The sequence below is a fragment of the Azorhizophilus paspali genome, assembly GCF_043587585.2.
Classification (GTDB): Bacteria; Pseudomonadota; Gammaproteobacteria; order Pseudomonadales; family Pseudomonadaceae; genus Azotobacter; species Azotobacter paspali.
On record NZ_CP171449.1, the window covers coordinates 2,093,469 to 2,118,628 of the forward strand.

Genomic DNA, 25,160 nt, shown 5'->3' on the forward strand with positions numbered 1-25,160 from the left:
GGTATTCACCGGCCCGGCGATATCCACGCCAGCGGTCGGCAGTGACCTGGGCGGCAACCAATCCGCCTTGGGCTGGATCGCCATCGCGTTCGGCGGTTGCGTCATGGCAGCGGGCGCCATCGGCGACCAGATCGGCCGGAAGCGTTGCTTCGTGGCAGGGCTCTGGATTTTCATCGCCACGTCGTTGCTGACCGGTCTGACCCCGAACCTGTTGGTGCTCAATCTGCTGCGCGCCGCCGAAGGCGTCGGCGGTGCCCTGGTGCTGACCTCGGCCACTTCTCTGCTGGCACAGGAGTTCGAGGGCGCGCAACGCACTCGGGCTTTCAGCTTCCTTGGCACCGCGTTCGGCGCCTAGCTGTTGATGGGCCTGTCGCCTGATGGGAGCTTGTGGGCGATGGCGATCCCCATGTTGCTGATCGGCATCGGCAATGGCCTGCCGTGGGGCTTGATGGATGCCTTGTCGGTCAGTGTGGTGCCCAAAGAGCTGGCAGGAATGGCGGCCGGCATCTTCACCACCATGCGCGTGGCAGGAGAAGCCGTCGCCATCGCCGCCATCGGTGCTGTTCTGGTCGGCTTGACGGCCGCGAACCTGCGCGCAGCGGCGCAGGCTGGTTCTCTGTCGCTTCCACAGGACGCCACAGCGATCGCCAGCCGGATCGGAGCCAGCGCCGGGCATGGTTCTTCTACCAGCGCTTGTCGACCTGGCAGGGCTTCGTCTACGCGGCCTTCGTCATCGAGGTCTTCGCCGAGCGCCTGGCCGAAGCCGGGATCGAGCCGTCGGTGGGCAGCGTGGGCGACTCCTATGACAATGCCTTGGCCGAGACCATCGACGGACTCTACAAGGCCGAAGTGATCCATCGCCAGTTTTGGAAGAACCGGGAAGCGGTGGAGCTGGCCACGCATACCGCCGGCCGAGGCCGAAGCGACGTATTATCGACAACAAAAACTCTTGTCATATCTGATGCATACAGCATGCAAAAATCAACACATCTGGAACGGAATACCACATGAGCATCAGTCTCGCAAAGAAACAAACGATCTCTTTGGACAAGGAAGCCGACACGGGTCTGTGCAGGATCCGCATGGGGCTGGGCTGGGATCCGATAAAGCCATCCGGCTTCTTCGGCAAGTTGATGAATAGCGATACTGCTGTTGACCTGGATGCCTCCTGCATCGTGGTCGACAGCGACCAACGTCCCGTGGATGTCGTCTGGTTCCGTCAACTGACATCCAGTGACGGCCTGATTGCTCACTCGGGCGACAATCGTACGGGCGACGGCAGCGGCGATGATGAAACCATTTCTGTGAACCTAGAAGCTCTGTCCAGCAACATCAAGCATCTGGTGTTTACCGTGAACTCCTTCCTGGGGCAGACCTTCGAGAAGGTGGGCAACGCCTACTGCCGCATTGTGGATGACGTAACCGGCAAGGAACTGGCTCGCTTCAATCTAAGCGATCAAGGCGACCATACCGGCATGATCATGGCTTATCTGACCCGTACTGCTTCGGGCTGGGATGTAACCGCGGTCGGCCAGCGCAGCAATGGTCGAACCGTTGCCGATCTGGGTAATGAAGCTGTAGCTGCGGTGAGCGCGTGACTACGCTGGCTCCCGGCGCAAATGCGCCCCTAGCTCAAGGCCCTTTGACTGCCACAGTCATCTTTACCCCTGTAGCCGGTGCAAATCTAGACGTTTCAGCTTTCCTACTGGGCGCCAACGGGAAGGTTCGCGGCGATACCGATATGTGTTTCTACGGCCAGACCACTGTTGCCAACGGTGCGGTGAAGCTGTCCCAATCCGAATCCGGTCAAGTCGTCTTTGACCTCAACCTAGATCGGCTAGATATTGATGTGGAAAAAGTGGCCCTGACTGCCACCATCTACGAGAACAGGGCACGCTTTACAGCATGCCCTCATCTGACATTGAACATAACCGGTGGCATTGAAGCGTCAATCCCAACTCAGGGCATGCAGGAAACTGCACTGATCCTTGGTGAGTTCTATCGTCGCCAGGGAGCCTGGAAGTTCCGATGCGTGGCCCAAGGCTTTGCCGGTGGCCTCGAGCCCCTGGCCACCCATTTCGGTGTCGAAATTGCTACCCCGCCCGCAGCACCGCTCCCCACTCCGACGTCACAGCCAAAGATCAACCTGAACAAAATCACCCTCGACAAGGCTCGCTCCAGCATCAGCTTGGAGAAAAAAGGCGATGGGGACTTTGGCGAAATCAAGATCAACCTGAACTGGAACCGCGGCAGCGGCTCATCAAGAGGGTTTTTCTCCAATTTGCTTGGCAACAAGTCCGGCAATATCGACCTTGACGTAGGCTGCCTCTATGAGATGCAGGACGGGCGCCTGGGTGTGATCCAGGCGCTCGGCAAGGCGTTCGGCGAATTCAATCGCCCGCCATACATCCATCTCATGGGAGACGACCGTACCGGAGCTGTCAGCGATGGGGAGTGGCTGCGGATCAACGGCAAAGAGTGGCGTCATATCCGCCGCGTGCTGGTTTACGCCTTCATTTATGACGGCGTGCCGAATTGGAGCGCCACCGATGGCGTGGTGATTCTCTATGTTCCGGGGCAACCGCCTATTGAGGTGCGAGTTAGCGAGGAGGGTGGCAATCAAGCTTGCTGCGCCATCGCCCTACTCGAAAATGTGGGGGGCGGTGTGAAGGTGTCGCGTGAGGTCCGTTTTTTCCGTGGTCAGCAAATGATGGACGAAGGATACAGCTGGGGCCTGCGCTGGAACGCAGGCCGTAAGTAACCAAAGCAATCATCATCCCGTTAAGGAGAATTACCCATGGCACTCACTCTGCAAAAAGGCGGCAACCTGTCCTTGTCCAAGGCCGACCCGAGCCTGACCAAGATCCTGGTCGGTCTGGGCTGGGACCCTCGCGCCACTGACGGCGCCCAGTTCGACCTGGATGCCAGCGCCTTTCTGCTGAATGCTGATGGTAAGGTCCGTGGTGAACAGGACTTTATCTTCTATAACCAGCTGCGCAGTCCTGAGGGCGCAGTCGAGCACGCAGGCGATAGCCGTGATGGCCTCGGCGCCGGCGACGACGAAGCCATCAAGGTCGATCTGACCAAGGTTCCGGCCGACGTCAACAAGGTCGCCTTCATCGTGACCATCCACGAGGCCGAAGTGCGTCGCCAGAGCTTCGGCCAAGTGGGTAATGCTTTCATTCGCATCGTCAATAGCGTTTCCGGTGTCGAGGTCGTGCGCTTCGATTTGGCAGAGGATGCCTCCACCGAGACCGCAATGATCTTCGGTGAGCTGTACCGCCACAGCGGCGAATGGAAGTTCCGCGCTGTGGGCCAGGGCTATGCCGGCGGCTTGAAAGCGATGTGCAACCAGTTCGGCCTGAATCTGTAAGTAATCCCCCAGCAAAACCACAGAAGGAAGTTGAAAATGGCTGTATCTCTGAGCAAAGGCGGCAACGTATCCCTGTCCAAAGAGGCGCCTGGCCTGACCGCCGTAAATGTCGGCCTGGGCTGGGATGCTCGCGTCACCGATGGCGCTGCGTTCGATCTGGATGCCTCTGTATTCGTGCTCGGCGAAAACGACAAGGTGCTGAACGATCAAGCCTTTGTTTTCTACAACAACAAGAAGTCGGCCTGCGGCAACGTTGAGCACCAGGGCGACAACCGCAGCGGTGAAGGCGGCGGCGACGACGAGCTGGTTTCCGTAAACCTGGCTGGCCTGGGCGCCGAAGCCAAGAAGCTGGTCTTTGCGGTCACCATTCACGAGGCTGCCGCTCGCAACCAGAGCTTCGGCCAAGTCAACAAAGCCTACATCCGCGTGATGAATTCGGCTGGCGGCACCGAGATCGCCCGTTTCGATCTGAGCGAAGATGCCTCCATCGAAACTGCAATGATCTTCGGTGAGCTGTATCGCCACGGCGAAGAGTGGAAGTTCAAGGCCATCGGTCAGGGCTTCGCAGGCGGCCTGGCTCCGCTGGCTGCCAACTTCGGCGTCAACCTCGCCTAATCGCGCCTGGTAGCAAAGGGGGCCTCACACCGAGGCCTCCTTTATCCTTCCCTTCTGCTCCAGAATATTCATCTGCTTTGATCGAAAAAGGAATTTTTGAATGCTCGAACTCATCCAGGGCCAGCGGCTGCCCTTGTCTTCGATTACAACCTTAAATTCTGTAGAAGTGACTTTCGATATTCAGGGCCCACTAACGCTCGATTTGGCCTGCTTCGGCCTCGATGTCCAAGGCAAGCTCTCCGACGACCGCTATATGGTCTTCTTTAACCAGCCGGAATCGCCCTGCCAAAGCGTGCGACTGGTGAATCCGACGACCTTCGGTCTCTCGCTAGCAGAGGTCCCGGCCAGCATTGACAAGCTCGTATTCACCGCGGCTATCGACGGCCAAGGCACACTGCGCCAACTCGGCGCGAGTCAATTCAGAATCAGCGACGCCGGCATCCCCAAAGCCGTCTGCGCGTTCGCCGGCAAAACCTTCGCCCAGGAGCGAGCCATCATACTGGTGGAGTTCTACCGCAAGGATGGCGCCTGGCGCCTGAATTCAGTGCTGCAGGGCTTCAATGAGGGCCTGGAGGCGCTGGTACACCATTTCGGCGGCGAGGTGGCTGAAGACGCACCGGCTCCAACACCGGCCCCCCCACCAACGGGCCACATCTCTCTTGAGAAGAAGGTGGCTGCCGCAGCCCCGCAGCTGGTGAGCCTGGCCAAGAAGGCGCAGGTCAGCTTGGAGAAAGCCAAGTTGACCGAGGTAAGCGCTCGCGTGGGCCTAATCCTTGACGGCTCGGGTTCCATGAACAACCAGTACAAGCAAGGCCGGGTTCAGGAAGTGGTGAATCGCCTGCTGCCGCTGGCGGTTCACTTCGATAATGATGGCCAGCTTGATTGCTGGGCCTTCGGCGATCTGCCTCAGCAGCTCAGCAACGTCAACCTACGGAACTTTCACGATTTCATCAACACCGATCACGGCGGCTGGCGAAACTGGGAGCTAGGCTCGCGCATCAACACCGAATACCGGGTCATCGAGCAGACCATCGAGTTCTACCGCCGCAGCAAGAGTTCCACGCCGATCTACATCCTGTTTATCAGTGATGGCGGTATTTACGACAGCCGGCGCATTATCAAGCTGATCACTGATGCGGCCAAACTGCCGATCTTCTGGCAGTTCGTCGGTCTGGCCGGGCGTAACTACGGCATTCTCGAAAAGCTCGACGACATGACCAACCGCGTAGTCGACAACTGCAACTTCTTCGCCCTCGATGATCTGCACGATATCAGTGAGGAAACCCTCTATGACCGACTGATGGAGGAGTTCCCCGGCTGGCTGAAGGCAGCTAAAGCCAAGGGGATCGTCGCTTGACTGCCCCCTCCCTCAATGGCCACTTACATCGATATTCTTTCCAAGGGCTAGGGTCTTATATGGACGCCTCCCGGAACTCAAGAGGTAGGCATGCTGGCGCGCAGGTAGGAGGAGCGGTCTTATATTCGGCCCGTTGTGCAGCCCGACAAGCCTGCTGGCTTTGATGGCCTGATGGAATCCGCTGACGAGGTCCTCATCTGTTGAGCGAGCTGCGGGCTGTGGCTCATTGTCCCTGCCAGGTTTACCCCGTCACGGTCTGACCTGTTCCGCCATCACGTGCTTACCGCCTGCGCTCCTTGTGAGGACGATGAGTTGTCCTGTTTTTCAGTTTCCTGCAGGGCAGGCCGTAAAGTGTTCTGCTCGATATGAAGAGCCCCTGGCCAGCACGGCCCACAGGGTTCGGGCCAGCTTATTGGCCAGTGCCGCGACCACGACGTTATAAGGTCGCCTGGCCAGCAAGCGTTCAAGCCATTCGGATTTCTGGCTCCTGGCGAGGATCGAGCGAGCCCCATGCATCAACAGCATGCGCAGGTAGCTGTCACCGCGCTTGCTCAGCCCCAGTTGCCGGACTCGACCGCCGGTACCGGTTTGCCGGGGAGCCAATCCCAGCCAGGCGGCGAACTGTCAGCTGGAACGAAAGGTCGTCGCGTCGCCCAGTGAGGCAACCGCGGCAGTGGCCGTCAATGAACCGATGCCGGGGATTTCTGCAGTTTTCCGGCAGTCGGGGTTCTCGCGCAGGTAGCGTTTCAGGCGGAGTTCGATCACCCGGATTTCATCTTCCAGTCGGAGCACCCGCGCCCACTGCTCTTGCAGGCTCTCCAGAAGCATGGGAGGAACCTGATTTTCCGCCTCGGCGAAGGCTTCCGCATGGCTTTGGCCAGTTGGGCATGGCCCTCGGGCAAGACAATTTTGAACTCGTAGAGCAGGCCGCGCAGCGCATTGCTCTACATGATGCGGACCTTCAGCAACTGGGCACGGATGCGGTGCAGCGAGAGGATGGCCTGCTGGTCCGCTGTTTGATGGCGACCAGGCAAGCCGTTGGCTGGAGGGTCTCCGGTTCGGCGCGTACCGACTGATGCCCTGGAGCAGGCGCTGTATGCCCGTCAGCCGGTACAGGGCGGGCTGATCGATCACAGTGATAGAGGGGCAGTCTCGATCCGCTACACCGAGCGCCTGGCCGAAGCCGGGATCGAGCCGTCGGTGGGCAGCGTGGGCGACTCCTATGACAATGCCTTGGCCGAGACCATCGACGGACTCTACAAGGCCGAAGTGATTCATCGCCAGTCCTGGAAGAACCGCGAGGCCGTGGAGCTGGCCACGCTGACCTGGGTGGACTGGTACAACCACCGTCGACTGCTGGAACCGATCGGCAACATCCCGCCGGCCGAGGCCGAAGCGACGTATTATCGACAACTCGACGAATCCGCTATGGTGGTGTGATTCACAGCCTCCGGAATTCCCGGGGCGGTTCAAACTCAACTGCCATCCGGTATTGGGGTGGGAGCTTCCAGGGAAGCGCTTCATGATCGACGAAAACCGGCGCATCCAATCCTTGGAGCGAGCGATGCTGCTGCTCGAAGCCATCGCTGCGGCAGGAGGCGAAGCACGCTTGGTCGATCTCGCCGCGCAGCTCAACCTGCACAAGAGCACACTGCATGGGTTACTCAACACCCTGGCCGCGATGGGTTACGTTTCCCGCTACGGTACGCGGTACGCGCTTGGGTTGCGCTTGCGCGAGATTGCTCAGCCGTTGGCCGATGCCGATGCAGCCCTGCGTACTGCATTTGCGCCCGCGTTGCGCACACTGGCCGAGCGCAGCGGCGAGACCTGCTACTTGGCGGTGCCCTGCGGCACGCGGGAATACCTCTACATCGATGCCCTGGAAGGTCACGGCAACCTGCGTGTGGCCAGCCCACGTGGGCGTCGCGAAGGCTTGACCACATCGGCCATCGGCAAAATCTTCCTCGCCCACAATCCCGCATTGGTACGCAGCCTGCGCCGTGCCGAGGCAATGCCGAAGGCGCTGGAGAAGGAATTGGCAGCTATCACCGAACAGGGCTATGCCCTGGATCTGGAGGAGGCCGAACCGGGGTTGAACTGTCTGGCCCTGCCTCTGCGCCGTCAAGGACAGGTCGTTGCAGCACTTGGGGTCGCCGGGCCATCCCAGCGCCTGCGCAAACCGGCCCTGCGCCGTTTGGCTGCAACAGCTATGCGAGAAATGTTCGACATTCTCAAACTTTAGCTATCAACTGGCCCTAGCACCTTTCCACGTAAGTCGTCAGTGGGAATCATCGAAATCTCCTGCAATCTTCATGGAGTTTTCGAGATGTCCCACGCTTTGAACGAATCGACCATCCAGCACGTCATCGAGCGTGCCCAGGCGCTTGCACGGGAACAGCACTTCGCCATCAACATCGCCGTCGTGGACGAGGCCGGTCTGTTACGCGGCTTCCTGCGCATGGACGATGCTGTGCCGGGAGCCGTCGACGTGTCGATCAAGAAGGCCCGTACCGCCGCGCTGTTTCGTACCGACAGCCTAGAACTCGGCGTTGCAGCCCAGCCTGGTGGTGCGATCTACACACTGGAGGCGACCAATGGCGGCCTGATCAGCTTCGGTGGTGGTGTGGTGCTGCGCGACGAACAAGACCGCGTGATCGGTGCCGTCGGCGTGGCCGGTGCCACGGTCGATGCTGACCAGGCCATCGCCTTGCACGCGGCGAACCGGACATGATGCAGGCGCACCGTACCCACCCCGGAGTCTGGGCGTTGGCGGTGACGGCCTTCGCCATCGGCGTGGCCGAGTTCATCGTGGTTGGCGTGCTGCCGGCCATCGCCGAGGATCTCGGCGTGCCGCTGGCGCGCGCCGGTGGACTGGTCGGCCTGTACGCACTGGCGCTGGCCGTCGGCACACCGATCGTCGTATTGGCCCTGGCGCGGCTGCCGCGCAAGCCTCTGCTGCTGGGGCTGGTAGCGGTGTTTCTGGCCGGCAACCTGCTGTCGGCGCTGGCCGCCAGCTACGAGCTGCTGCTGGCTGGGCGCATCCTGACTGCGGTGGCGCATGGCAGCTTCTTCGCCATCGGTGCGACGGTGGCCGCTCGCTTGGCGCCCGAGGGGCAGGCCAGCCACGCCATCGCCGTCATGTTCGCCGGCCTGACCCTGGCGATGGTGATCGGCGTGCCGCTGGGCAGCTTGATCGGCAATAGCCTGGGTTGGCGCCTGCCGTTCTTCGTGGTGGCGGCACTGGCGGCGCTGGCTTGGCTGGCGACGGTGCGCTGGGTGCCGGTGCTGCCGCCATCGGCGGCCGGCCCGGCGAGCACCCAACTGGCGGCACTGGCCAGCCCGCCGATCCTGGCGATGATGAGCATCACCGTATTGGGCTTCGGCGCCAGCTTCCCCGCCTTCACCTTCGTCACCCCGATCCTGACGGACATCACCGGCTTTTCGACCCATGCGGCCAGCGGGCTGCTGGTGGTGTTCGGGATGGCGACGCTGGTCGGCAACCTCGCCGGTGGGCGCTGGGCTGCCCGCCTGGGCTGGCCGGTGGCGCTGCGGCGCATGCTGATCGGCCTGCTATGGGCATTGGTGGTGCTGGCCGGGGCGCTGCCTTGGAAGTGGGCGATGGTGCCGCTGCTGTTCGCCTGGGGCGGACTGGCCTTCGGCCTGTCACCGGGCTTCCAAGCCGGGATGCTGGAGACGGCCGGGCGCTGGACACCACGCGCGGTGGATTTCGCCTCGGCGCTGAACATCGCGGCCTTCAACCTCGGCATCACCCTGGGCGAGACGCTGGGCAGCGGCCTGGTCGCTCAGGGGCGAATGGCGCTGACGCCTTGGGCCGGCGTGGTGCTGGCGCTGCTGGCGCAAGCGCCGCTGTGGTGGCTAGCACGCAAGAGCGCACAATCTGCCCATGCAACGCATCTCCAAGGAGGATGACATGCCGATTGTCGATCTCATCGTCTCGTTGCAAGCGTCGGAAGGACGCATCGAAGAACTGCGCGACGTACTGTTCGCGTTGCGCGACGCCAGCCTCCGGGAACCGGGTTGCTTGGACTATCGCGTTGCCCAAGGAAGCACAGCCGCCAACCGCTTCTACCTGCTGGAGCGCTGGGCCGATGCCGAGGCCCTGTTCCGGCATGAACATACGCCGCACTTCCTGGATGGCGTGGCGCGCGTGCAGGCGTGTTGCGAGTCAGTGGACCTTCAACCGATTGGCTGGCTGCCGGAGTGAGGTGGCGGCATGGAACTGCGCTATATGCGCCGCTTTCCCACCGTCACCCAAGATGCGCAGCCGTTCGGCCGTCAGGAAGGTGATCAGCGACCAGCCGCCGAAGAAGGCGACGGTATAGATGAAACCGTCATATCCCTTGGCGAACACCAGGCTGGACAGGCCGAGCTGGGTGGCGGCGGACATATAGTCGCCGGCGATCGGCAGACCGTGCTGGAAGCCGCTGATGCCGCCGGCGGCGGTGTAGAAGTCGGCCGTGGAACTAGTCTGGTGGGCGGCTCACCAGGTCATCGCCAGGGTGCCGAGGACGAAGACGAAGAATATATTGCTGGCTCTCCTTGATGATCTGCGCGCTGAGGGCGTCGAAGCGGGGGTTGGCGCTGCGCACGTACCAGCCGGTGAGCAACCAGAAAAAGACGATGACCGCGGCACCGATCGGAATGCCGATGGTCAGCAGGCTGGTTTCACCGAGAGGGCGATGCAGTAATTGCGGGGGTGAAGGCCACCGTCAGCATGAACAGGCTGTAAATGCCGAACACCGGGACGCTCAGCGACTAGGCCAGGCGTAAGCAGCTTTGCACCAGTTGATGGAGCTTCGGATTGTTGCGGATCTGATCGTAACTCTGGGCATGTCGTGAAACAGGTCGGTCTATGTTTGGCTCCGAATTATTTTGTTGTCGCCGTACCATTCGCGGCGGCCTTTTCGGGCGCGCCGTGGCCTGTGGCGTCCAGCCGGCCCGGACGCCGTCATCCGCTCGATCTGCTCGTGAAAATCGCCAGGACTGGGGTTAGAGCGCCCTGGTCCTGCCGCGCAGGACTTATTTCTAGATCTTGCCGGTGAAGGTCTTCGGCAATTTCTGAAGACTACGCGCCTGGGGATCTTGAAGCCGGCCAGGTGCTCGCGGCAGAAGGCGATGATCTCCGCCTCGCTGGTCCGTTCTTGGCCGGCCTTGAGGGAGACGAAAGGGCAGGGGAACCCCATGATGGCGATAGAGCACGCCTTCCACCTCGATGGTAGAGATGTTCTCGCCGCCGGAGATCACAATGTCCTTCAGGCGGTCCTTGATCTCCACGTAGCCGTCCGGATGCCAGACCGGTGTGGAACCAACCCCCTCGAAGGCCTCGGCGGTGGCGCTCGGGTTTTTCAGGTAGCCCTTCATCACCGTGTTGCCGCGCATGAAGATTTCGCCGATGGTGTCGTTGTCGCGTGGCACCGGCTCCAGAGGCTGCGGATCGGCCACCATCACCCCCTCCAGGGTCGGATAGCGCACACCCCTGGCGGGCCTTGATCCGGACCCGCTCGTCGAGCAGCAACTCGTCCCATTCCTCGTGCCAGGCACATATGGTGACCGGGCCGTAGACTTCGGTGACTCTGTAGACGTGGGTGACCTTGATGCCCATTTCCTCCACTGCGCCGATCACCTTGGCCGGCAGCGCGGCACCAGCGACCAAGGCATGTACTGGGGGAATCGATGGCAGCCTTGGCCGAGTCGGTCATGTTGACCAAGGCGTTGAGCTCGATAGGTGCGCCGCACAGGTGGGTGACTCGGTGTTCGTGGATCAGGGTGAGGATCTTCTGCGGGTCGACCCGGCGCAGGAACACGTGCGTGCCCGCCAAGGCGGTGACGGTCCAGAGGTAGCACCAGCCGTTGCAGTGGAACATCGGCAGGGTCCAGAGGTACACGTCGTCCGGCCACTGCCAGGTGAATGCCGGATCGCCCTCCTGCCGATCCAATAGCTTCCAGAACCCGTCCGGGTCGAAAGCCAGCACCAATGGACATGGATTCAGGCGTTGTGTTCCGCCTCGAGGGCCTTGCGGCAATGCACCAGGGCGTCGCGGATCATAATGTTCACCTGGGGCGGCGAAACACCGAGTTCGCGTGCGATTTCCTTCTGCTGCTTGCCATGCGCGCGGTGCATCTCGAAGGCGTAACGCGTGCGTTCCGGAAGCTGGCTCAGGGCCTCGGTGATCCGTTCTAGCCTCTCCTGGCGCGGCTGCAGGCTTTCCGGCGAGACATCGTCCTGTTGAGCGACGGACAAGGCTTTCTCTTCGTTTCCGCTGTAACGTTGCTCAACGATTTGCTTGCGATGATGGCCGTTCACCAGATTGCGGACGATCCGGAATATGCAGTTCAGATAGGTCTTCATCGAAACAGCCACTGCTGGTGGAACGGATTCCTGCCGCAAGAACGTATCCTGAACGACATCCTCCGCGGGGGAACGACATCCAATGATGTTTGCTGCGTTATTTACCAGTGTTACGCGATGGTCGATGAAGGACTGGATCTCGGGGAAAACGCTGGTCTGTCCATGAAGCCGTCGGCGAGAGGTCCGTGTTTTGACATGTAGGCGTTCCTTCGGTCTGGGAATAGCGGCCAAGGGGGCTGCGAGCCACATGGATGGCAAATTAACTTTAATAAAAAGCTCTGTCAAACGAGAATATTTATCATTTTTGGAGGCAGTGTTACCGAAATGCGCGGAAAGCCCCGTACTTCTAGTGCGGGGATGAATAGCGTGGGAGGCGAAGCCTCCCTATAGCGGCTTCGTCTGCTGCTCGATGTATTGCTTGACTACTGCAAGAGGAGCGCCGCCGACGCTGCCGGCAAAATAGCTGGGGCTCCACAAGGCGATGTGTCGTCCACGAAACTCGTGAAGACCCGGATGGCCAAGTCGGTGCTCGGCGCCGGCTGGGGCCAGTTGAAGACGATGCTGGAATACAAGTGCGCACACGCAGGCATCGTCTTCAAAGTGGTCGGCGAGATGAACCGCCCCGGCTTTCCCGGAGGCTCGCACTCTTGAGAGGATGGAGCCATGAAGACAACGACGAAGTACTCCCCGGAAGTCCGCGAGCGAGCGGTTCGTCTGGTGCTCGAGCATCAAGACGACCATGAGTCGGAGTGGGCGGCGATCCGCTCGATTTCCGCCAAGATCGGTTGTACCGCTGAAACCCTGCGCCGCTGGGTGCGCCAGGCCGAGCGCGATACGGGCAAACGGGAAGGCCAGACCACCGGCGAGCGCGAGCGGATCAAAGCGCTGGAGCGTGAAGTGCGTGAGTTGCGCCAGGCCAACGAGATCTTGCGCAAGGCGTCCGCGTATTTTGCCCAGGCGGAGCTCGACCGCCGCTTCAAGCCATGAAGGCGTTCATCGACGAGCACCGTGAGGTTTATGGAGTCGAGCCGATCTGCCAGGTACTGCCGATTGCTCCATCGACCTACTACGCCCATGCACAAGGCCAGGCTGCCCCTGAGCGGCGTTCTCCGCGAGCACGGCGTGACGAGGTGCCGAGCGGGCATATCCAGCGGATCTGGGAGGAGAACTTCCAGGTCTACGGCGTGCGCAAGGTCTGGCGGCAACTCCTGCGGGAAGGTGTGAGGGTTGCGCGCTGCACGGTGGAGCGGCTGATGCAGCGACTGGGCCTACAAGGAGTCGTACGCGGCAAATCGGTCAAGACTACGACCCGCGACAAGGCCAACCCGTGCCCACTGGACAAGGTCAACCGCCCGTTCCGCGCCGAGCGGCCCAATGCGCTCTGGGGGGCGGACTTCAGTGTGCCGCAGCAAGCGGCGTAGGAGATGAGGGTATGGCCCCTCGCCATCAGCTTGCAGGAGCGGATGGCAAACCACCATGAGCGGCTTGGGTCAAAAACCCTGGTCGTGAGCGTCATGGAAAAGGCGTCGTAAAGGCGTCAGGTATGAACCAGGAAGACGAACAACCGTGAACTGCCGTTCAAGTGTCGAAAGTACTCAGATGACATCAAAACCGGGGAGTGATGGTGCCCCGCGATCAGTCTGGCCGTTACCTGCTTACGGGCCAGGCGGTGTCCGGCATAGAGGCAGCGTCAGCCTGATTCAGGCTCTTGCGTTGAACTGCGGGAACCTTCGGTGGCGATGCCAAGCGAAAGGCACAAGCTTGAAAGGCGAGGCCGAAAGTAGCGATGCGCCACCAAGGGGCGGAGCCGCTCGTAGTAGTGTTGAAGCCGCTGTAAGAGTGGTGGAGCGGAGGAGCTGCGTCATCCCGGTCTGTCGTCGTGTCAACTGCGCAAGCAGGAGGAGCACGGCGGCATGACCAAACCGTATGACATTCCCAAGGCGTTAATCTGGGAGGCATTCAAGTGTGTCAAGGCGAACGGTGGCGCCGCAGGCGTTGACCGTGAATCCATTGAGCAGTTCGAGAATGGCTTGGGCAACAACCTGTACAGGCTATGGAATCGACTCTGTTCCGGCAGCTATTTTCCGCCGCTGGTAAAAGGGGTGCCGATTCCAAAGAAGTCGGGAGGTGTGCATGTGCTGGGTGTGCCCACGGTTGCCGATCGGGTGGCGCAGACGGCAGTCAAGCTCCTGCTGGAGCCGCAGATCGACCCGATGTTCCATCCAAACTCCTATCATGCGCGCGCTCAAGAAGCACTGCCAGACCCCATGGGCTCTCCTGTACGTGGAACGCTGGCTGAAAGCGCCAATGCAGACTGCAGACGGGGTACTTCTGGAGCGGACGTGCGGCACGCCGCAAGGCGGCGTCGTGAGCCCGTTGCTGGCCAACCTGGTCCTGCACTACGCCTTTGATGTCTGGGTCAGCCGCAACCTCAGAGGCGCCCGTACCGACTTTGTACTCGATGCGTTGGAGCAGGCGTTGTATGCCCGCCGACCGGTCGGCCAGGGCAGTCTGATCCACCACAGCGACCGTGGCGTGCAGTACGTCTCGATCCGCTATACCGAGCGCTTGGCTGAAGCTGGGGTCGAGCCCTCGGTGGGCAAGCGTGGGTGACTCCTATGACAATGCCTTGGCCGAAACCCTCAATGGCCTGTACAAGGCCGAGGTGATTCATCGCCGTTCCTGGCAGAATCGTGAGGCCGTGGAGCTGGCGACGCTGGAATGGGTGGACGGGTTCAACCACCGACGGCTACTGGAGCCCATCGGCAACGTACCGCCGGCTGAGGCCGAAGCGGTTTATTATCGCCAACTCACCGAGTCCGCCATGCTGGCGTGACTCAGACCAACGAGCCTCCGGAATTCCCGGGGCGGTTCAATCCGTCCAAGGTGTCGACGAGGTGCGATTATTTTCGAATGCTCATCCGTTCCATATCCGGCTGCCTCGAAGTAGTGCCTGCAGTCCTGCGCCGAGAACTGCCCGATTGCCTCGCCAATGCTCTGCCACAGCTGCGGCACGGTCCGCGCCGCCGCCTTTCGCAGCAGCGCCTTGAGCTTGGAGAATGCCCTTTCGATCGGGTTCAGGTCGGGGCTATAGGGAGGCAGGTAGCGCAGTGTGGCTCCTGCGCCCTCAATGGCCTGGCGTCCCCCCGCCACCTTGTGGGCCGGCAGGTTGTTATCGCCGGGCGTCAGCTCGGGAGCCAGGACCTGCTCGACATAGGCCAGGAAGGCCGGGCCGTTCATGGCGCCGTCGAGCACCAGCGGAGCAGTTAGCCCATCCACGCGCAGGCCGGCGGTAAAGGTCGTGGTTTTCCAGTGACCGTGAGGGAGCGCGGCCAGGCAGCGCTCGCCGCGAGGGGCCCAGCCTCGTAGGCGGGCCAAGTTGGTCGCGGCGGCGGTTTCGTCGACGACGATCAGCTTGCGCCAGTCGAAGCCGGGTTGTTCCTCGAGCCACTCCTGTCGCGCTGCCTGGACGTCCGGCCGCTGCTGCTCGGCCGCATGCGCGGTCTTTTTTTGAACGTCATGCCGTGCCGGTCGAGAAACGTCCATACCGTCGCCAGGCTGACCCGAATACCGCGCTCCCGCTCGAGGGTTGCGGCGAGCTCGGCCAGCGTCAGGTCGGGGGTTTGCTCGAGCAGGCCGAGCAGGTAGTGCGCATGGGGATCGAGCCGCAAGCCCCGGGGCTTGCCCTGTCGGCGGGCGACGAGTTCCCCGCCTTCCCGAAAGCGCCGTACCCAGACGATCGCCGCGCCGTGCCGATGTCGAATCGCTCGGCGGCCTGCCGAGCCGACAGCCCGCCCATGGCCGCGTCGACGAAGATCGGCACTGTATGCTCGAGCCATTCTGGTCTCCTTGTCCGAGCGGGAGAGGAGGCCCGAAATGACCAGGAAGAGCAACCCCTGTATGTCGAATTCGTGTTTTCAAAAAATGCTCTAGCAGTTCGAGGACGTCCGTTGCTGGCCCGGCAAAGCCGGCAGGAATGCGACGCCAGCAGCTATCTGCGGCGCATCCTCCTGGCTCTGAAGCGTACCAACGGCATTCATGTCGAGAATATCGAGAGAGGTGTGTTCAAAGAGAGGTGTGTTCAAAGTTGCCTGGCTGAGGCCCGGCGACCTGGCGTTCCGCCACAACCAACGAGGCGATCCGCCGGGTACCGACCGGGCCCGTATCCGGTTCTGCAGACCGGCATGCGGTGGCGGTCGCGCTGTTGAAGCCGGAGTGCACCTGCGACCGGAGGCCTGGCAGGCTCTAGTGAAACAGCAGCGGGAGCAATGCCAACAAAGGGGCGGCCAAGGCCAGCGGAACGACCAGGCGCGGCCGGTAGGCCAGCAGCAGGAGCAGGATTCCTGCCGCGATGCTGAGCTGGCCGGCCCAAAGGGCGATACCCACGGAGAGGCCGAGCGCGTTCGCGCAGGCGAATACGGCGATGACCAGCGTCGGCCAGCCGAGCAGTCTCAGAAGCAGGCGCCTGCCATCCGGTGCATCGGTTCCGAAAACCTGCTCATGGTGCGTGTCCATGCTCAGGCAAAGCGCGGCGAAACCGCTGAAGCAGAGCGCGAGGCCTAGCCAAATCATATCGGTGCCTCCTGGGGGGCCTTGTGGGGCGGGTTTTGTACGGCGCTGGACAGCAGCCTGGTCAGCTTCCAGGCGGCCAGTCCGAACAGGGCGGCGAGTGCGAGTAGCGTCAGATCCATACCGGCCACCAGCCATTGTCCATGGGCCAGCGTGGTCAGCAGATGGCTATCCGGCAGGGAGAAGTTGAGCAGCGGCAGACCGGCATACAACAGGCTGGCCAGGGCCAGTTGTTCGATCCAGGCGCGCCTGTAGGAGCGCAGCAACGGATGGACAAGGCAAAGCGCCCAGGCGATGAAGAGGCAGCGGATTTCCCAGTCGATACGCTGTGCCAGGCCCAGCGGCAGCAGGCGGTTGGCCCAGAAATAGGCGGCGATGGCCACGGGGAGCCCGACGACGGTACCGACGTTCAACACTTCGACCAGACGATGGCCGAAGGGCGTGGCGCTGCTCTTGCGCCGTTTCGGCAACCGTTTTCCCACCCACAGGACGAGGCCGGTGGCGATCATTGCCGTACCCAGCAGGCCGCTCAGAAAAAAGAACCAGCGCATTTCCACACTGGCGAAACGCAGCAGGTGCAGGCCGGTCAGTACGTTGTAGACGGCCTTGGCCGTCCCGCCATCGACCTGCGGAGGGATGTGTAGCGGTTCGCCGGTCGTGCCGTCGAAACGCAGGCGCTCGCCGACGCCCCGGTCGAGCAGGCTGTCGCTGCCCAGTTCGCGCAGCTCGATGACGGCCAGTTCGGTTCCCGGTCGACGGACCTCGATACTGCCGACGCCGCGTGGCCAGTGTCGTTCGGCCTCATCGAGCAGTGGGCGCAGGTCGGTCAAGGGGATGCCGTTCTGCATCGGTGCTGGTTTGGCCTCGACGGAGTCACGCGGGAAGAGTTCGCTGAAGAAGCGTTGGGTATCGTCCTGGTAGACGCTTTGCATGCCCCAGGGCATCAACATGTACATAAACAGCAGGAGGCCGCTGTAGGTGATCATCAGATGAAACGGTAGGGCCAGGACCGCTGTTGCGTTGTGGGCATCGAGCCAGGTGCGTTGGCTTTTGCCCGGGCGGAAGGTAAAGAATTCCTGGAAGATTTTCTTGTGGACGATCACGCCGCTGACGATGGCGACCAGCATGAGCATGGTGGCGATGCAGACGATCCAGCGACCCCACATGTAGTCGATGCCGAACAGTTGGAAATGAAAGCGATAGAAGAACTGACCCCCGAGCGTTTCGCGCACTTCCAGCGGTTCGCCGCTTGCTGCATCCAGGGTCAGGGCATGTCTTTTTTCCTGGCCGGGTTCGCTCCAATTCACCTGTATGGCGGTGTTGCGCTCACCTGGTAGTTGAATGCGCCATTGCTCGGCTGTCGGGGCCAAGCGTTGCAGAGTAGCCCAGGCGCGCTCCGCCGAGCCGGCATCGGGATGCGAGCCGTGCTGCTCGGGTTTCATCCATAGAGTAATTTCGTTCTGGAAGAAACAGAGGGTGCCAGTGAGGAAGATGGCATACAACAACCAGCCCAGCAGCAGGCCGGTCCAGTTGTGCAGCCAGGCATTGGCTTGACGAAAACCCCGCACCTTCATGGGCGCAACTCCCGCACCAGAAGGTGCATGGCGGGAGGGACGGCCAGCAAAAGGGTAACTCCCCAGGCCCGCCAGGCGCTGGAGGCGCTGAAGGCCCAGATAGCCAAGGCGCAGAACAGGGCGAACGAAAGCATCGTTGCCGTCAATACCGCCTGCGCAGGCGGCAAGGGCAAGGCCCAGGAAAGGCTGACGGTTGCTAGGGCGCTGAAACCGTAGCCGCCAAACACCGCGAGCACGACACGCGCGGCGGTATCCAGACGCTGACTGTTTTGCAGGAAAGTGCGAAACCGCTCCCAACGAGGTTCGGAGGACAGGGGCATGGGATATACCTGTTTTTACGAACGGGCCACTTGATATGAAGGGCGTATATCGTCTAGACGACTGGCCCTACTCCAGCAACGATCAAGGCCGCCGAAAATTTAGTTCGGCTTCTTCTCATATCCGACAAGCTGTGGTCTTGATGCGCCATCCCCTGTCGCACCTCACGGGGAAGAAAAAATTGCTGCTGGGCCTGCTTTGCCAGGGGGAATACCACCATTGCCTGTCGAAGCGCATAGGCAAAACTTTGACTCGGCGTGCTTCTAATCGGCATGGCAGGGGCCATCGACTGGAGCGACAGGGGAGTCCTCAGGAACCGAGAAGAGAAGAGAGGGAGGGGGTCTTCAAGCAGCCTATTCCTGACTGGCTTCAGCCCGGAATGGGCCGTGTGCGTACTTGCAACACTCCTTGGACGATTAGGGGGTACAGTTATCTGCTGCTTGCGTTATCGCTTGGTAGGAGATCGAGGCAAGGTGCAGTCTATTGGGTAATGGCCATTCCTTGCTTAATGATTGCTGGCGATCATTTCGCCACGCGCCAGTTCGCCATTGTGGAAGAACGGTACTTTGCGTCCGAACAGGCGCCCGATCTTGACCTCTCCGCTCACCTGATAAGAAATGGGCTTTTCGGCTTTCTTCAACAACTTGACGAGGGGTTTCATGCGTCGCCAGAGGTTGGTCGTGACCGGCACCTCGAATTCCTGGTGGCCGTGAGCCGGAACGGTGAATGATTGTCTCGACTCGCCATCGTTCACCAACTCGATATCTTCCAGGTGCACCTGATAGGCCAGGCCACGAACCGGGAGCTTGTTTTCGTTGGGGTTGCTGATGCGGAAATGCAGAACGAAGTCCTGCTCCAGCAGACCGGCCTTGCTGATTTCGACTTGGGTCAGCTCCAGGACCGGAGGCTGGAATGCTTCATCCGCCCAGCTTGTGGAAGCAGCCGTACTGGCAAGGAAAGTCATGAGCCAAAGGCCGAAGATCCTTGGTTTGGATACCCGTGAACACATGGGGAAACTCTCCCTTATCGCCAGGCATAAATGATAATCATTATTGCAAAACGCCGCTACCGAATTCAGCTTGGCAAGAAAGCATCTGTCGATTAATGACCCGGGTCATACTTTAGGTGGCTATTGCGGCAGAAATATGGCCATGGGCCTGATTTACGTTTGCAGGCGAGCTTTGCTATCCCGTGCGAATCAGACTGCCGTTATGCCGGAGCCGGAAAATCGGAAAACGCGTAGCCCCATGGGCGCGCTAAGCCTGACGGATTGGCTCGACGCGACAGTTTTGCCAGTGCATTCACTGATATCAGATCTGCATGACGAATACATTGTGACGGTGTCGGGAACCGGGCCGCTAAATTTCCTGGCGTGCCTCTCGTTCTTGCGGATGCACTCACCATTCGGTGCGGACAGGGGAGATATGCATGCGTCGATTCCTTGCGGGCATGGTCGGGGCTTCGTTGGCCTGCTTGGCCTTGCCGGTGCCAGCCGGTCCATCGATGGTGGCGGAGATCCGCTGGACTGCTTTCGGTGTGCCACATATCCGCGCCGAGAATGAGGCAGGGCTCGGTTATGGGATCGGCTACGCCTATGCGCGGGACAACCTGTGTCTGCTGGCCGAAGAGATAGTCACCGCACGCGGCGAGCGGGCTCGGTTTTTCGGCGCCGATGGCCAGTCCTCGTCCCGGATCGACAATGTTTCCTCGGACTTCTTCTTCCGCTGGTTGAACGACGACTCATCCGTGGCAGCCCTATGGCAGGTACAGCCAGAGCCGGTTCGCCAACTGCTCGAGGGTTATGCGGCGGGCTTCAACCGTTACCTGCGGGATACGCCGGAAGAGCAACGGCCCGTGGCCTGCGCCGGGCGTGAATGGTTGCGGCCGATCTCGAGCGGCGATTTGCTGCGCTTCACCCGACGGCTCATGATCGAAAGCGGGCTCGGGCAGTTCGTCGAAGCGGTACTGAACGCGGCGCCACCCGGTGAGCAGGACAGGGCAGCCCTCAGGCGCCCCGTGGATTTCGAGCAGGCGGCTCGCCGGCGCGAGGCGTTCGTCCGGCACACGGGCAGCAACGGTATCGCCGTCGGCCGACAACTGTCGGATAACGGCAAGGGCTTGCTGCTGGCGAACCCGCATTTCCCCTGGTTCGGCGCGCTGCGCTTCTATCAATTGCATTTGAGCATCCCTGGGCGGCTCGATGTCATGGGCGCTGCTCTGCCCGGACTGCCGCTGGTGAACATCGGCTTCAACCAGCATCTCGCCTGGACCCATACGGTCGACAGTTCCAGCCATTTCACCCTGCATCGCTTGGAACTGAACCCGCAGGCTCCGGGGCATTATCGCGTGGATGGCATCGACTATCCCCTGGAGAAGCGGATGTTGAGCGTCGAGGTGCTCGATGCGCAAGGCAATCTGTCGACGCTGGAACACAGTCTCTATCTGTCGAAGTACGGACCGCTGGTGAAGTGGCCCGGCCTGCTCGACTGGACCGATGGAACGGCCTATGCGTTGCACGATGCCAACCTGGATAATACGCGTGCCCTCCAGCAGTGGACCGAAATGAACCGGGCCACCAGCCTTGCCGAGTTCCGCACATCGATCGAACGGACCCAGGGCATTCCCTGGGTCAATACTCTGGCCAGCGACGAGCGGGGCAGGGTGCTCTACATGAACGCTTCGGTCATTCCGAACCTGGAGGCCGATCAATTGGCGAATTGCCTCGATGCGTCGCTGGCCGGAAAAGGCTTGCCGGTGCTCGATGGTTCGCGCAGCGCCTGCGACTGGCGCCATGACGAAAGCGCCGCTCAGCCCGGGATAGTGCCTCCGGGCAAATTGCCTGTGCTCGAGCGCGAGGACTTCGTGCAGAACTCCAATGACAGTGCCTGGATGACCAATCCAGCTGCGCGTCTGACGGGTTTCTCGCCACTGGTCAGTCGCGACGGCCAGCTTCTGGGTCCCCGGACCCGTTTCGCCCTCGACCAGTTGACTCGGCTTGGCCGGGAGCGCCTGGACGCACAGCGACTGGAGCGCCTGGTGACGGATAACCAAGTCTACCTGGCCGATCTGTTGGTGGATGATCTGCTGACTCTGTGTCCCGAAAACCGGGAACTGGTGGAGGTCTGTACAGGGTTGCGTCTCTGGAGCCGCCGGGCAGGTCTGGAGGATGGCTCAGGTCTCCTGTATTTCCAGCACTTCGCCGAGCATTTCAGAGCGATTCCGGATGCCTGGCGCATACCCTTCGATCCGCAGGACCCTGTGCATACCCCGCGCGGCATCGCCTTGGACGATCCACAGGTCAGGGAAAAGGTCGTCAAAGCCTTGCTGGTTGCCCGCGACGAAGTTGCTGCGGATGGGGTCGGTGCGAAAACAGTCTGGGGGGAACTCCAGAAGACGAGTCGTGGTGCCGAGCGGATACCCATCCCCGGCGGGGATGGTCGGCTTGGAATCTACAACGCGATTCAGGCGCGACCGGCCTCGGTTGGCCGCGGCTTGGAAGTGGTAGGAGGCAGTAGTTACATACAGTTGGTGCGTTTCACGGAAGAGGGTCCCCAGGCTCGCGGGCTCCTGTCATTTTCCCAGTCCACCGATCCGGCTTCGCCGCATTACCGGGACCAGACTCGGCTGTTTTCCCGTCAGACATGGCAAACGATTCCATTCAGCGAGGCGCAGATAAAAGCCAGCTCGCCATCTGAGGTCCTTAAGTTAGCCGAATGAGTCCGGGCAAGGTCTTCGTGAGGGTATATAGCAGGCAGCCTTTGCTTTGTGGAAGAAGGTAGCCCTTCAGAGACGCGGTAGTCCGGCGAGAAATCCTTCGAGAAATACGGACCATCCGAGCGCGTTGCACTGCACCTTCCCAGCCGATCGTGGCCAACCCGAACGCAACTCACAGCTTGCGTCAAAGCCATCCGTCAACAAGGCGGCGCTCGGAACCGGTACCGGTTTACCCGGCTTCTTCGCTACACTATTTAACATAATATACATTATGCGAAGTATTGGTATGGCGCTGTGAACTCCTTTGCTAAGAGCTCACAGCTAGAGTTCTACGCTGAACCCCGCTTTGCTTATCTTGTAATCGTGGAATGGCGGCGCGTTGCGTTGTTGAAATCAACCTTGGAATACTCCATTTCCCTGACCCGGATGCGGCAATGTCGCATGGCATTGACGATGTGCTTTTCCACCATATCCTTGGAAATGCCCATGCGGGCCGCGATCTCCGTGTGTCCCAGGCCGTCCAGCTTGCGCATCAGGAATGCTTTCCGGCAATTTTCGGACAATTCGTTCAGCGCGCGCTCCACCAGTGTGGCGCGTTGTCGAAGGTACAGGGAGTCCTGCGGGCCCAGGAACTGTTCCGCCGCATGCGGTTCGATATCCTCGAGCGATTCGCCGCGCCGTACGGTTTCACGCCGGTGGGTATCGATGGCAATATTGATCGCTGTGCGATATAGGTAGGCTTGTGGAAACTTCACAAGGCTTCCATGGCCGCCTTCGAGGATCCGCACATAGGCATCATGGACGACGTCCGCCGCCAGATGGCGATCCCTTAATCGGGTCGTCAAGTAATGGACCAACTGCTGGTAATATTTTTCCATGATCCCCCCGAGCTTGAAGCATGCGACCGTTTTGCCGGTGAACACGTCGGTCGGGAGGCTATCGTCTACCGCCTTGAGCCGACACATGTCGCATTTTATACTGGCGAATGGACAAATTATAATTATTCTCATTTTTAATGGAAGCTTCTTCGGGCGTCTTGCTCCTTTCCAATCCAACGTTGAGTCGAACCGGTAGCGCCTGATGACCGACCATGCTTCCTCCCCTCTTGCAAGCGATAACCTCCTCGATGAGGCGGCCTACTGGTGCATGCGAATGCATGCGGAAGACTGCACGAATGAGGAGCGCATCGCATTCGAACGCTGGCTGAAAACCAGCCCGGCCCACATGCGCGAGTACCAGGCAATGCTCGACATATGGCTGGTCAGCGAGCACCTGCCTGTCCAGGCGATAGCTGGAGATTCGGTTCGGACCTCGCCTCGGCGGCGCTCGCGCAGGCCTGCCTTGGCGGCTGCGGCCTTGTTGCTTCTTTCGCTGGGTAGTCTGCTGGGCTGGCAGCAAGGATGGCTTCCCGACCACATCCAGCGCTTCCATGCCGAGGACGGTACTCGCGAAGTGATCCTGGCGGATGGATCGCGCGTGCACCTGAATCTGGACACCACGCTATGGTTCGTCAATTTCCGTGATCGCCGCAGTGTGAAACTCAGTGAGGGCGAAGCCTTCTTCGAGGTTCAGCACGATGCCCGCCATCCATTCGTGGTGTATGCCGGCAAGGGCAGCGTTACCGTCACCGGCACCCGCTTCAACGTATGGAAATATGCGGACCAGGTGGTCGTCACCCTGACCGAAGGTTCGGTCAAGGTACATGGCGATACGGAACAGCCCGACCAGGTGACTTACCTATCTCCTGGCTTGCAGGCTCGTTACGGAAACGATGGCGAACTGCCGCAGATATCGACTGCCAAAGCCGAGGCCCTGGCTTGGCGTGAAGGCAAGCTGGTCCTCGACGACCTTACGCTCGCCGAGGCCCTCCCCTATATCAACCGTTACCTGGACAAGCCCATCCTGCTTGCTGATCAGGCTACTGCTGACCTGCGCATCGGCGGCATCTATGACACCCGCAACATCGGACAACTGGTTCAGGTCCTGCCCAAGGTTCTACCGATCTACCTGAGCCGGAACAGCGACGATGCCACGGTCATCGGTAGTCGGCCGCGTTAGCCTCTAATAAGCCGTTCCGCATGGGCTTTATCAACCGGCCATCGGGGCGTGTAAGCGCCCCGACGCGACTTACCAACCCCGTCCGAAATTGACCCAGAAATTGACAGACAGTGAAGTGGAGACGGATTCCACCTGGTGGAACCAGCCATCCGGCAGGAAGAACAGATCGCCCGCCTCCAGCACGATGTGCAAAAAATCTACTTCGCGTGCGCGGGGAAAGCGTTCGTAGTCGGGGGCTTTCGGATTCACCTCGCAGCCTTCCAGCCCGCCTTGCGGCGAGGTCGACCAGGTGCCCAGCGCCTCGCAATGATGTGGCGCCGCCAGGATGAAGGACTTGCGCCCCCAGACCTGAGCGTACAAGTTGTCCGAGTCGTCCCTATGCAGAGGAGTGAGCGTTCCCTTGGGGCCGATCCAGATGCGCGGCTTTATGAACAGGGATCGGTCGAAATAATCCGGAAAGCGGATCAGTTCCAACAACTGTTCGGGTACTACATTGTTGCCCATATAAGGTGATGGGACGCCCTCCTCCAACTCCTGATCCAGCCCGGCGATGAACTCGGCCATCGAGGTGGAGCGGAAATCGCGCTCAGTGGAAAAGGTCTTCTGTGCATAGTCACCATGCCGAGTGATTCCCTGCAGCTTGGCGAAATGCACCAACGACTCCTCGCGACTCATGTTAAACAACGGCCAATCCTGCAGGGCATCGCTGATGATTACCGGCAAACCTTGCGGAACGTAATGCTGGCGAAATTCCTCCACCGACAGGCTACTACGCGGCCGCCGCTCCACAGCCTTCAGTGGCGGCTGGCCTGCCGATACCCTGTCGCTGGCGCGCTCCGGTGCGGGATAACGCTGGTTCATACCGCGTACCTGCTCGGGCGGTGTGACACCTCGGCGAGCCGAGCCGATGATCTGCGGCAACAGGGTAGCTAGCCCTATCTGCCCACCGATCCTGAGCCGGCCGTTGGCGAACAGTTCCTCGACATCCTGAGTACCCTGGATAATGCCGGTGAAATCCTGCTCGTCAAGTTCGATGGTCACGTCGGCGGTCGGATGGTGTCCGGAGCGAATGGTCACCTGTTCGCCTACCTCCGCCCAGACTGCCTTTTCCGGAGAGAAGACGAACTGGAAGACCCCATTGACTCCCACCGCCTGCGCGCCGGTGAACAAACTAGACAATACAGCGGATAAATCCATGATCGGGCTCCCCTA

Annotated in this window: 20 protein-coding genes, 13 pseudogenes and 1 other annotated feature; of the genes and pseudogenes, 19 read left to right on the forward strand and 14 right to left on the reverse strand. The window is 60.8% G+C overall.

Annotation, left to right across the window (positions count from 1 at the left end; translation table 11 throughout):
• Positions 1–16: 16 nt before the first annotated feature.
• A pseudogene (locus ACGI6K_RS10225) lies at positions 17–355 on the forward strand (MFS transporter); the annotation flags it as partial.
• On the opposite strand, the gene ACGI6K_RS10230 reads toward ACGI6K_RS10225, so the two are convergent.
• Positions 352–555, reverse strand: a complete 204-nt coding sequence (locus ACGI6K_RS10230) for a hypothetical protein (RefSeq protein WP_376945473.1) — start codon at positions 553–555, stop codon at positions 352–354. The pseudogene ACGI6K_RS10225 and the gene ACGI6K_RS10230 overlap by 4 nt on opposite strands.
• Positions 556–693: 138 nt before the next feature.
• On the opposite strand from ACGI6K_RS10230, the pseudogene ACGI6K_RS10235 reads away from it, so the two are divergent.
• The 6 genes and pseudogenes from ACGI6K_RS10235 to ACGI6K_RS10260 form a co-directional block, all read left to right on the forward strand.
• A pseudogene (locus tag ACGI6K_RS10235) lies at positions 694–940 on the forward strand (IS3 family transposase); the annotation flags it as partial.
• Positions 941–1,007: 67 nt separating this feature from the next.
• Positions 1,008–1,598 carry a TerD family protein gene (locus ACGI6K_RS10240; protein WP_376945471.1) on the forward strand — a complete coding sequence of 197 codons (591 nt, stop codon included), beginning with the start codon at positions 1,008–1,010 and terminating at the stop codon, positions 1,596–1,598.
• The gene (locus ACGI6K_RS10245) at positions 1,595–2,761 is read left to right on the forward strand and encodes a TerD family protein (protein WP_376945469.1); all 1,167 of its coding nucleotides are present in this window, start codon (positions 1,595–1,597) and stop codon (positions 2,759–2,761) included. The genes ACGI6K_RS10240 and ACGI6K_RS10245 overlap by 4 nt, the downstream gene beginning before the upstream one ends.
• A 36-nt stretch (positions 2,762–2,797) precedes the next feature.
• On the forward strand, positions 2,798–3,373 hold the full coding sequence (locus ACGI6K_RS10250; protein ID WP_376945467.1) for a TerD family protein: 576 nt from the start codon (positions 2,798–2,800) through the stop codon (positions 3,371–3,373).
• A gap of 36 nt (positions 3,374–3,409) precedes the next feature.
• Positions 3,410–3,988: a TerD family protein gene (locus ACGI6K_RS10255; protein WP_376945465.1), complete on the forward strand. Its 579-nt coding sequence runs from the start codon at positions 3,410–3,412 to the stop codon at positions 3,986–3,988.
• Between the two features lie 100 nt (positions 3,989–4,088).
• Positions 4,089–5,345, forward strand: a complete 1,257-nt coding sequence (locus tag ACGI6K_RS10260) for a VWA domain-containing protein (protein WP_376945463.1) — start codon at positions 4,089–4,091, stop codon at positions 5,343–5,345.
• A 324-nt stretch (positions 5,346–5,669) separates the two neighbouring features.
• On the opposite strand, the pseudogene ACGI6K_RS10265 reads toward ACGI6K_RS10260, so the two are convergent.
• A pseudogene (locus ACGI6K_RS10265) lies at positions 5,670–6,390 on the reverse strand (IS110 family transposase); the annotation flags it as partial.
• Here ACGI6K_RS10265 and ACGI6K_RS10270 point away from each other — a divergent pair.
• From ACGI6K_RS10270 to ACGI6K_RS10290, 5 genes and pseudogenes are all read left to right on the forward strand, one after another.
• Positions 6,374–6,785 (forward strand): annotated as a pseudogene (locus ACGI6K_RS10270) (integrase core domain-containing protein); the annotation flags it as partial. The pseudogenes ACGI6K_RS10265 and ACGI6K_RS10270 sit on opposite strands and share 17 nt — an antisense overlap.
• 82 nt (positions 6,786–6,867) lie before the next feature.
• Positions 6,868–7,587 carry an IclR family transcriptional regulator gene (locus tag ACGI6K_RS10275; protein ID WP_376945461.1) on the forward strand — a complete coding sequence of 240 codons (720 nt, stop codon included), beginning with the start codon at positions 6,868–6,870 and terminating at the stop codon, positions 7,585–7,587.
• A gap of 84 nt (positions 7,588–7,671) precedes the next feature.
• The gene (locus tag ACGI6K_RS10280) at positions 7,672–8,076 is read left to right on the forward strand and encodes a GlcG/HbpS family heme-binding protein (protein WP_376945459.1); all 405 of its coding nucleotides are present in this window, start codon (positions 7,672–7,674) and stop codon (positions 8,074–8,076) included.
• Positions 8,073–9,275 (forward strand): MFS transporter, encoded by a 1,203-nt coding sequence (locus ACGI6K_RS10285; RefSeq protein WP_376945457.1) that lies wholly within the window; start codon positions 8,073–8,075, stop codon positions 9,273–9,275. The genes ACGI6K_RS10280 and ACGI6K_RS10285 overlap by 4 nt, the downstream gene beginning before the upstream one ends.
• A gap of 1 nt (position 9,276) precedes the next feature.
• Positions 9,277–9,570, forward strand: a complete 294-nt coding sequence (locus ACGI6K_RS10290; protein ID WP_376945455.1) for a putative quinol monooxygenase — start codon at positions 9,277–9,279, stop codon at positions 9,568–9,570.
• 45 nt (positions 9,571–9,615) lie between these two features.
• On the opposite strand, the pseudogene ACGI6K_RS10295 reads toward ACGI6K_RS10290, so the two are convergent.
• The 5 genes and pseudogenes from ACGI6K_RS10295 to ACGI6K_RS10315 form a co-directional block, all read right to left on the reverse strand.
• A pseudogene (locus tag ACGI6K_RS10295) lies at positions 9,616–9,999 on the reverse strand (sodium:solute symporter family transporter); the annotation flags it as partial.
• A pseudogene (locus ACGI6K_RS10300) lies at positions 9,968–10,051 on the reverse strand (DUF485 domain-containing protein); the annotation flags it as partial. The pseudogenes ACGI6K_RS10300 and ACGI6K_RS10295, both read right to left, overlap by 32 nt.
• 340 nt (positions 10,052–10,391) lie before the next feature.
• A pseudogene (locus tag ACGI6K_RS10305) lies at positions 10,392–11,290 on the reverse strand (AMP-binding protein); the annotation flags it as partial.
• Between the two features lie 62 nt (positions 11,291–11,352).
• Positions 11,353–11,853 (reverse strand): RNA polymerase factor sigma-70, encoded by a 501-nt coding sequence (locus ACGI6K_RS10310; protein ID WP_376945532.1) that lies wholly within the window; start codon positions 11,851–11,853, stop codon positions 11,353–11,355.
• Between the two features lie 246 nt (positions 11,854–12,099).
• Positions 12,100–12,192: pseudogene (locus ACGI6K_RS10315) on the reverse strand (transposase); the annotation flags it as partial.
• Positions 12,193–12,216: 24 nt separating this feature from the next.
• On the opposite strand from ACGI6K_RS10315, the gene ACGI6K_RS10320 reads away from it, so the two are divergent.
• The 4 genes and pseudogenes from ACGI6K_RS10320 to ACGI6K_RS10335 form a co-directional block, all read left to right on the forward strand.
• Positions 12,217–12,366 (forward strand): hypothetical protein, encoded by a 150-nt coding sequence (locus ACGI6K_RS10320; protein ID WP_376945453.1) that lies wholly within the window; start codon positions 12,217–12,219, stop codon positions 12,364–12,366.
• A 12-nt stretch (positions 12,367–12,378) separates the two neighbouring features.
• Positions 12,379–13,115: pseudogene (locus ACGI6K_RS10325) on the forward strand (IS3 family transposase); the annotation flags it as partial.
• Positions 12,657–12,773 (forward strand) — a sequence feature (AL1L pseudoknot). Its footprint overlaps the pseudogene before it by 117 nt.
• A 513-nt stretch (positions 13,116–13,628) precedes the next feature.
• Positions 13,629–14,142, forward strand: a pseudogene (locus ACGI6K_RS10330) (group II intron reverse transcriptase/maturase); the annotation flags it as partial.
• Positions 14,143–14,154: 12 nt separating this feature from the next.
• Positions 14,155–14,551: pseudogene (locus tag ACGI6K_RS10335) on the forward strand (DDE-type integrase/transposase/recombinase); the annotation flags it as partial.
• Between the two features lie 83 nt (positions 14,552–14,634).
• Here ACGI6K_RS10335 and ACGI6K_RS10340 read toward each other — a convergent pair.
• A pseudogene (locus tag ACGI6K_RS10340) lies at positions 14,635–15,514 on the reverse strand (IS630 family transposase); the annotation flags it as partial.
• Between the two features lie 148 nt (positions 15,515–15,662).
• Between ACGI6K_RS10340 and ACGI6K_RS10345 the strand changes: the two are divergent.
• A pseudogene (locus tag ACGI6K_RS10345) lies at positions 15,663–15,843 on the forward strand (diaminobutyrate--2-oxoglutarate transaminase); the annotation flags it as partial.
• Between the two features lie 117 nt (positions 15,844–15,960).
• Here ACGI6K_RS10345 and ACGI6K_RS10350 read toward each other — a convergent pair.
• The 4 genes from ACGI6K_RS10350 to ACGI6K_RS10365 form a co-directional block, all read right to left on the reverse strand.
• Entirely contained in the window at positions 15,961–16,287 is a 327-nt protein-coding gene (locus tag ACGI6K_RS10350; protein WP_376946740.1) for a DUF3325 domain-containing protein, read from the reverse strand.
• Positions 16,284–17,858: a PepSY-associated TM helix domain-containing protein gene (locus ACGI6K_RS10355; protein ID WP_376946706.1), complete on the reverse strand. Its 1,575-nt coding sequence runs from the start codon at positions 17,856–17,858 to the stop codon at positions 16,284–16,286. Before ACGI6K_RS10355 ends, ACGI6K_RS10350 begins: the two co-directional genes overlap by 4 nt.
• The gene (locus ACGI6K_RS10360; protein WP_376946709.1) at positions 17,855–18,178 is read right to left on the reverse strand and encodes a hypothetical protein; all 324 of its coding nucleotides are present in this window, start codon (positions 18,176–18,178) and stop codon (positions 17,855–17,857) included. The genes ACGI6K_RS10355 and ACGI6K_RS10360 overlap by 4 nt, the downstream gene beginning before the upstream one ends.
• Positions 18,179–18,681: 503 nt before the next feature.
• Entirely contained in the window at positions 18,682–19,185 is a 504-nt protein-coding gene (locus ACGI6K_RS10365) for an LEA type 2 family protein (RefSeq protein WP_376946712.1), read from the reverse strand.
• 419 nt (positions 19,186–19,604) lie between these two features.
• Here ACGI6K_RS10365 and pvdQ point away from each other — a divergent pair, with 419 nt between their 5' ends.
• Positions 19,605–21,893: a bifunctional acylase PvdQ gene (pvdQ, locus tag ACGI6K_RS10370; RefSeq protein ID WP_376946715.1), complete on the forward strand. Its 2,289-nt coding sequence runs from the start codon at positions 19,605–19,607 to the stop codon at positions 21,891–21,893.
• A gap of 347 nt (positions 21,894–22,240) precedes the next feature.
• Here the strand turns inward: pvdQ and ACGI6K_RS10375 are convergent, their stop codons facing one another.
• On the reverse strand, positions 22,241–22,813 hold the full coding sequence (locus ACGI6K_RS10375; protein WP_394543873.1) for a sigma-70 family RNA polymerase sigma factor: 573 nt from the start codon (positions 22,811–22,813) through the stop codon (positions 22,241–22,243).
• Positions 22,814–22,970: 157 nt separating this feature from the next.
• Here ACGI6K_RS10375 and ACGI6K_RS10380 point away from each other — a divergent pair, with 157 nt between their 5' ends.
• The gene (locus ACGI6K_RS10380; RefSeq protein ID WP_376946721.1) at positions 22,971–23,948 is read left to right on the forward strand and encodes a FecR family protein; all 978 of its coding nucleotides are present in this window, start codon (positions 22,971–22,973) and stop codon (positions 23,946–23,948) included.
• Positions 23,949–24,017: 69 nt separating this feature from the next.
• Here the strand turns inward: ACGI6K_RS10380 and ACGI6K_RS10385 are convergent, their stop codons facing one another.
• On the reverse strand, positions 24,018–25,145 hold the full coding sequence (locus tag ACGI6K_RS10385; RefSeq protein ID WP_376946724.1) for a cupin-like domain-containing protein: 1,128 nt from the start codon (positions 25,143–25,145) through the stop codon (positions 24,018–24,020).
• Positions 25,146–25,160: the final 15 nt, after the last annotated feature.

Coding starts and splice junctions, on each gene's coding strand:
- ACGI6K_RS10230 (WP_376945473.1), bottom strand. CDS start 555: ATGGCGGCGATGGCGACGGCTTCTCCTGCCACGCGCATGGTGGTGAAG.
- ACGI6K_RS10240 (WP_376945471.1), top strand. CDS start 1,008: ATGAGCATCAGTCTCGCAAAGAAACAAACGATCTCTTTGGACAAGGAA.
- ACGI6K_RS10250 (WP_376945467.1), top strand. CDS start 2,798: ATGGCACTCACTCTGCAAAAAGGCGGCAACCTGTCCTTGTCCAAGGCC.
- ACGI6K_RS10255 (WP_376945465.1), top strand. CDS start 3,410: ATGGCTGTATCTCTGAGCAAAGGCGGCAACGTATCCCTGTCCAAAGAG.
- ACGI6K_RS10260 (WP_376945463.1), top strand. CDS start 4,089: ATGCTCGAACTCATCCAGGGCCAGCGGCTGCCCTTGTCTTCGATTACA.
- ACGI6K_RS10275 (WP_376945461.1), top strand. CDS start 6,868: ATGATCGACGAAAACCGGCGCATCCAATCCTTGGAGCGAGCGATGCTG.
- ACGI6K_RS10280 (WP_376945459.1), top strand. CDS start 7,672: ATGTCCCACGCTTTGAACGAATCGACCATCCAGCACGTCATCGAGCGT.
- ACGI6K_RS10285 (WP_376945457.1), top strand. CDS start 8,073: ATGATGCAGGCGCACCGTACCCACCCCGGAGTCTGGGCGTTGGCGGTG.
- ACGI6K_RS10290 (WP_376945455.1), top strand. CDS start 9,277: ATGCCGATTGTCGATCTCATCGTCTCGTTGCAAGCGTCGGAAGGACGC.
- ACGI6K_RS10350 (WP_376946740.1), bottom strand. CDS start 16,287: ATGATTTGGCTAGGCCTCGCGCTCTGCTTCAGCGGTTTCGCCGCGCTT.
- ACGI6K_RS10355 (WP_376946706.1), bottom strand. CDS start 17,858: ATGAAGGTGCGGGGTTTTCGTCAAGCCAATGCCTGGCTGCACAACTGG.
- ACGI6K_RS10360 (WP_376946709.1), bottom strand. CDS start 18,178: ATGCCCCTGTCCTCCGAACCTCGTTGGGAGCGGTTTCGCACTTTCCTG.
- ACGI6K_RS10365 (WP_376946712.1), bottom strand. CDS start 19,185: ATGTGTTCACGGGTATCCAAACCAAGGATCTTCGGCCTTTGGCTCATG.
- pvdQ (WP_376946715.1), top strand. CDS start 19,605: ATGCGTCGATTCCTTGCGGGCATGGTCGGGGCTTCGTTGGCCTGCTTG.
- ACGI6K_RS10380 (WP_376946721.1), top strand. CDS start 22,971: ATGACCGACCATGCTTCCTCCCCTCTTGCAAGCGATAACCTCCTCGAT.
- ACGI6K_RS10385 (WP_376946724.1), bottom strand. CDS start 25,145: ATGGATTTATCCGCTGTATTGTCTAGTTTGTTCACCGGCGCGCAGGCG.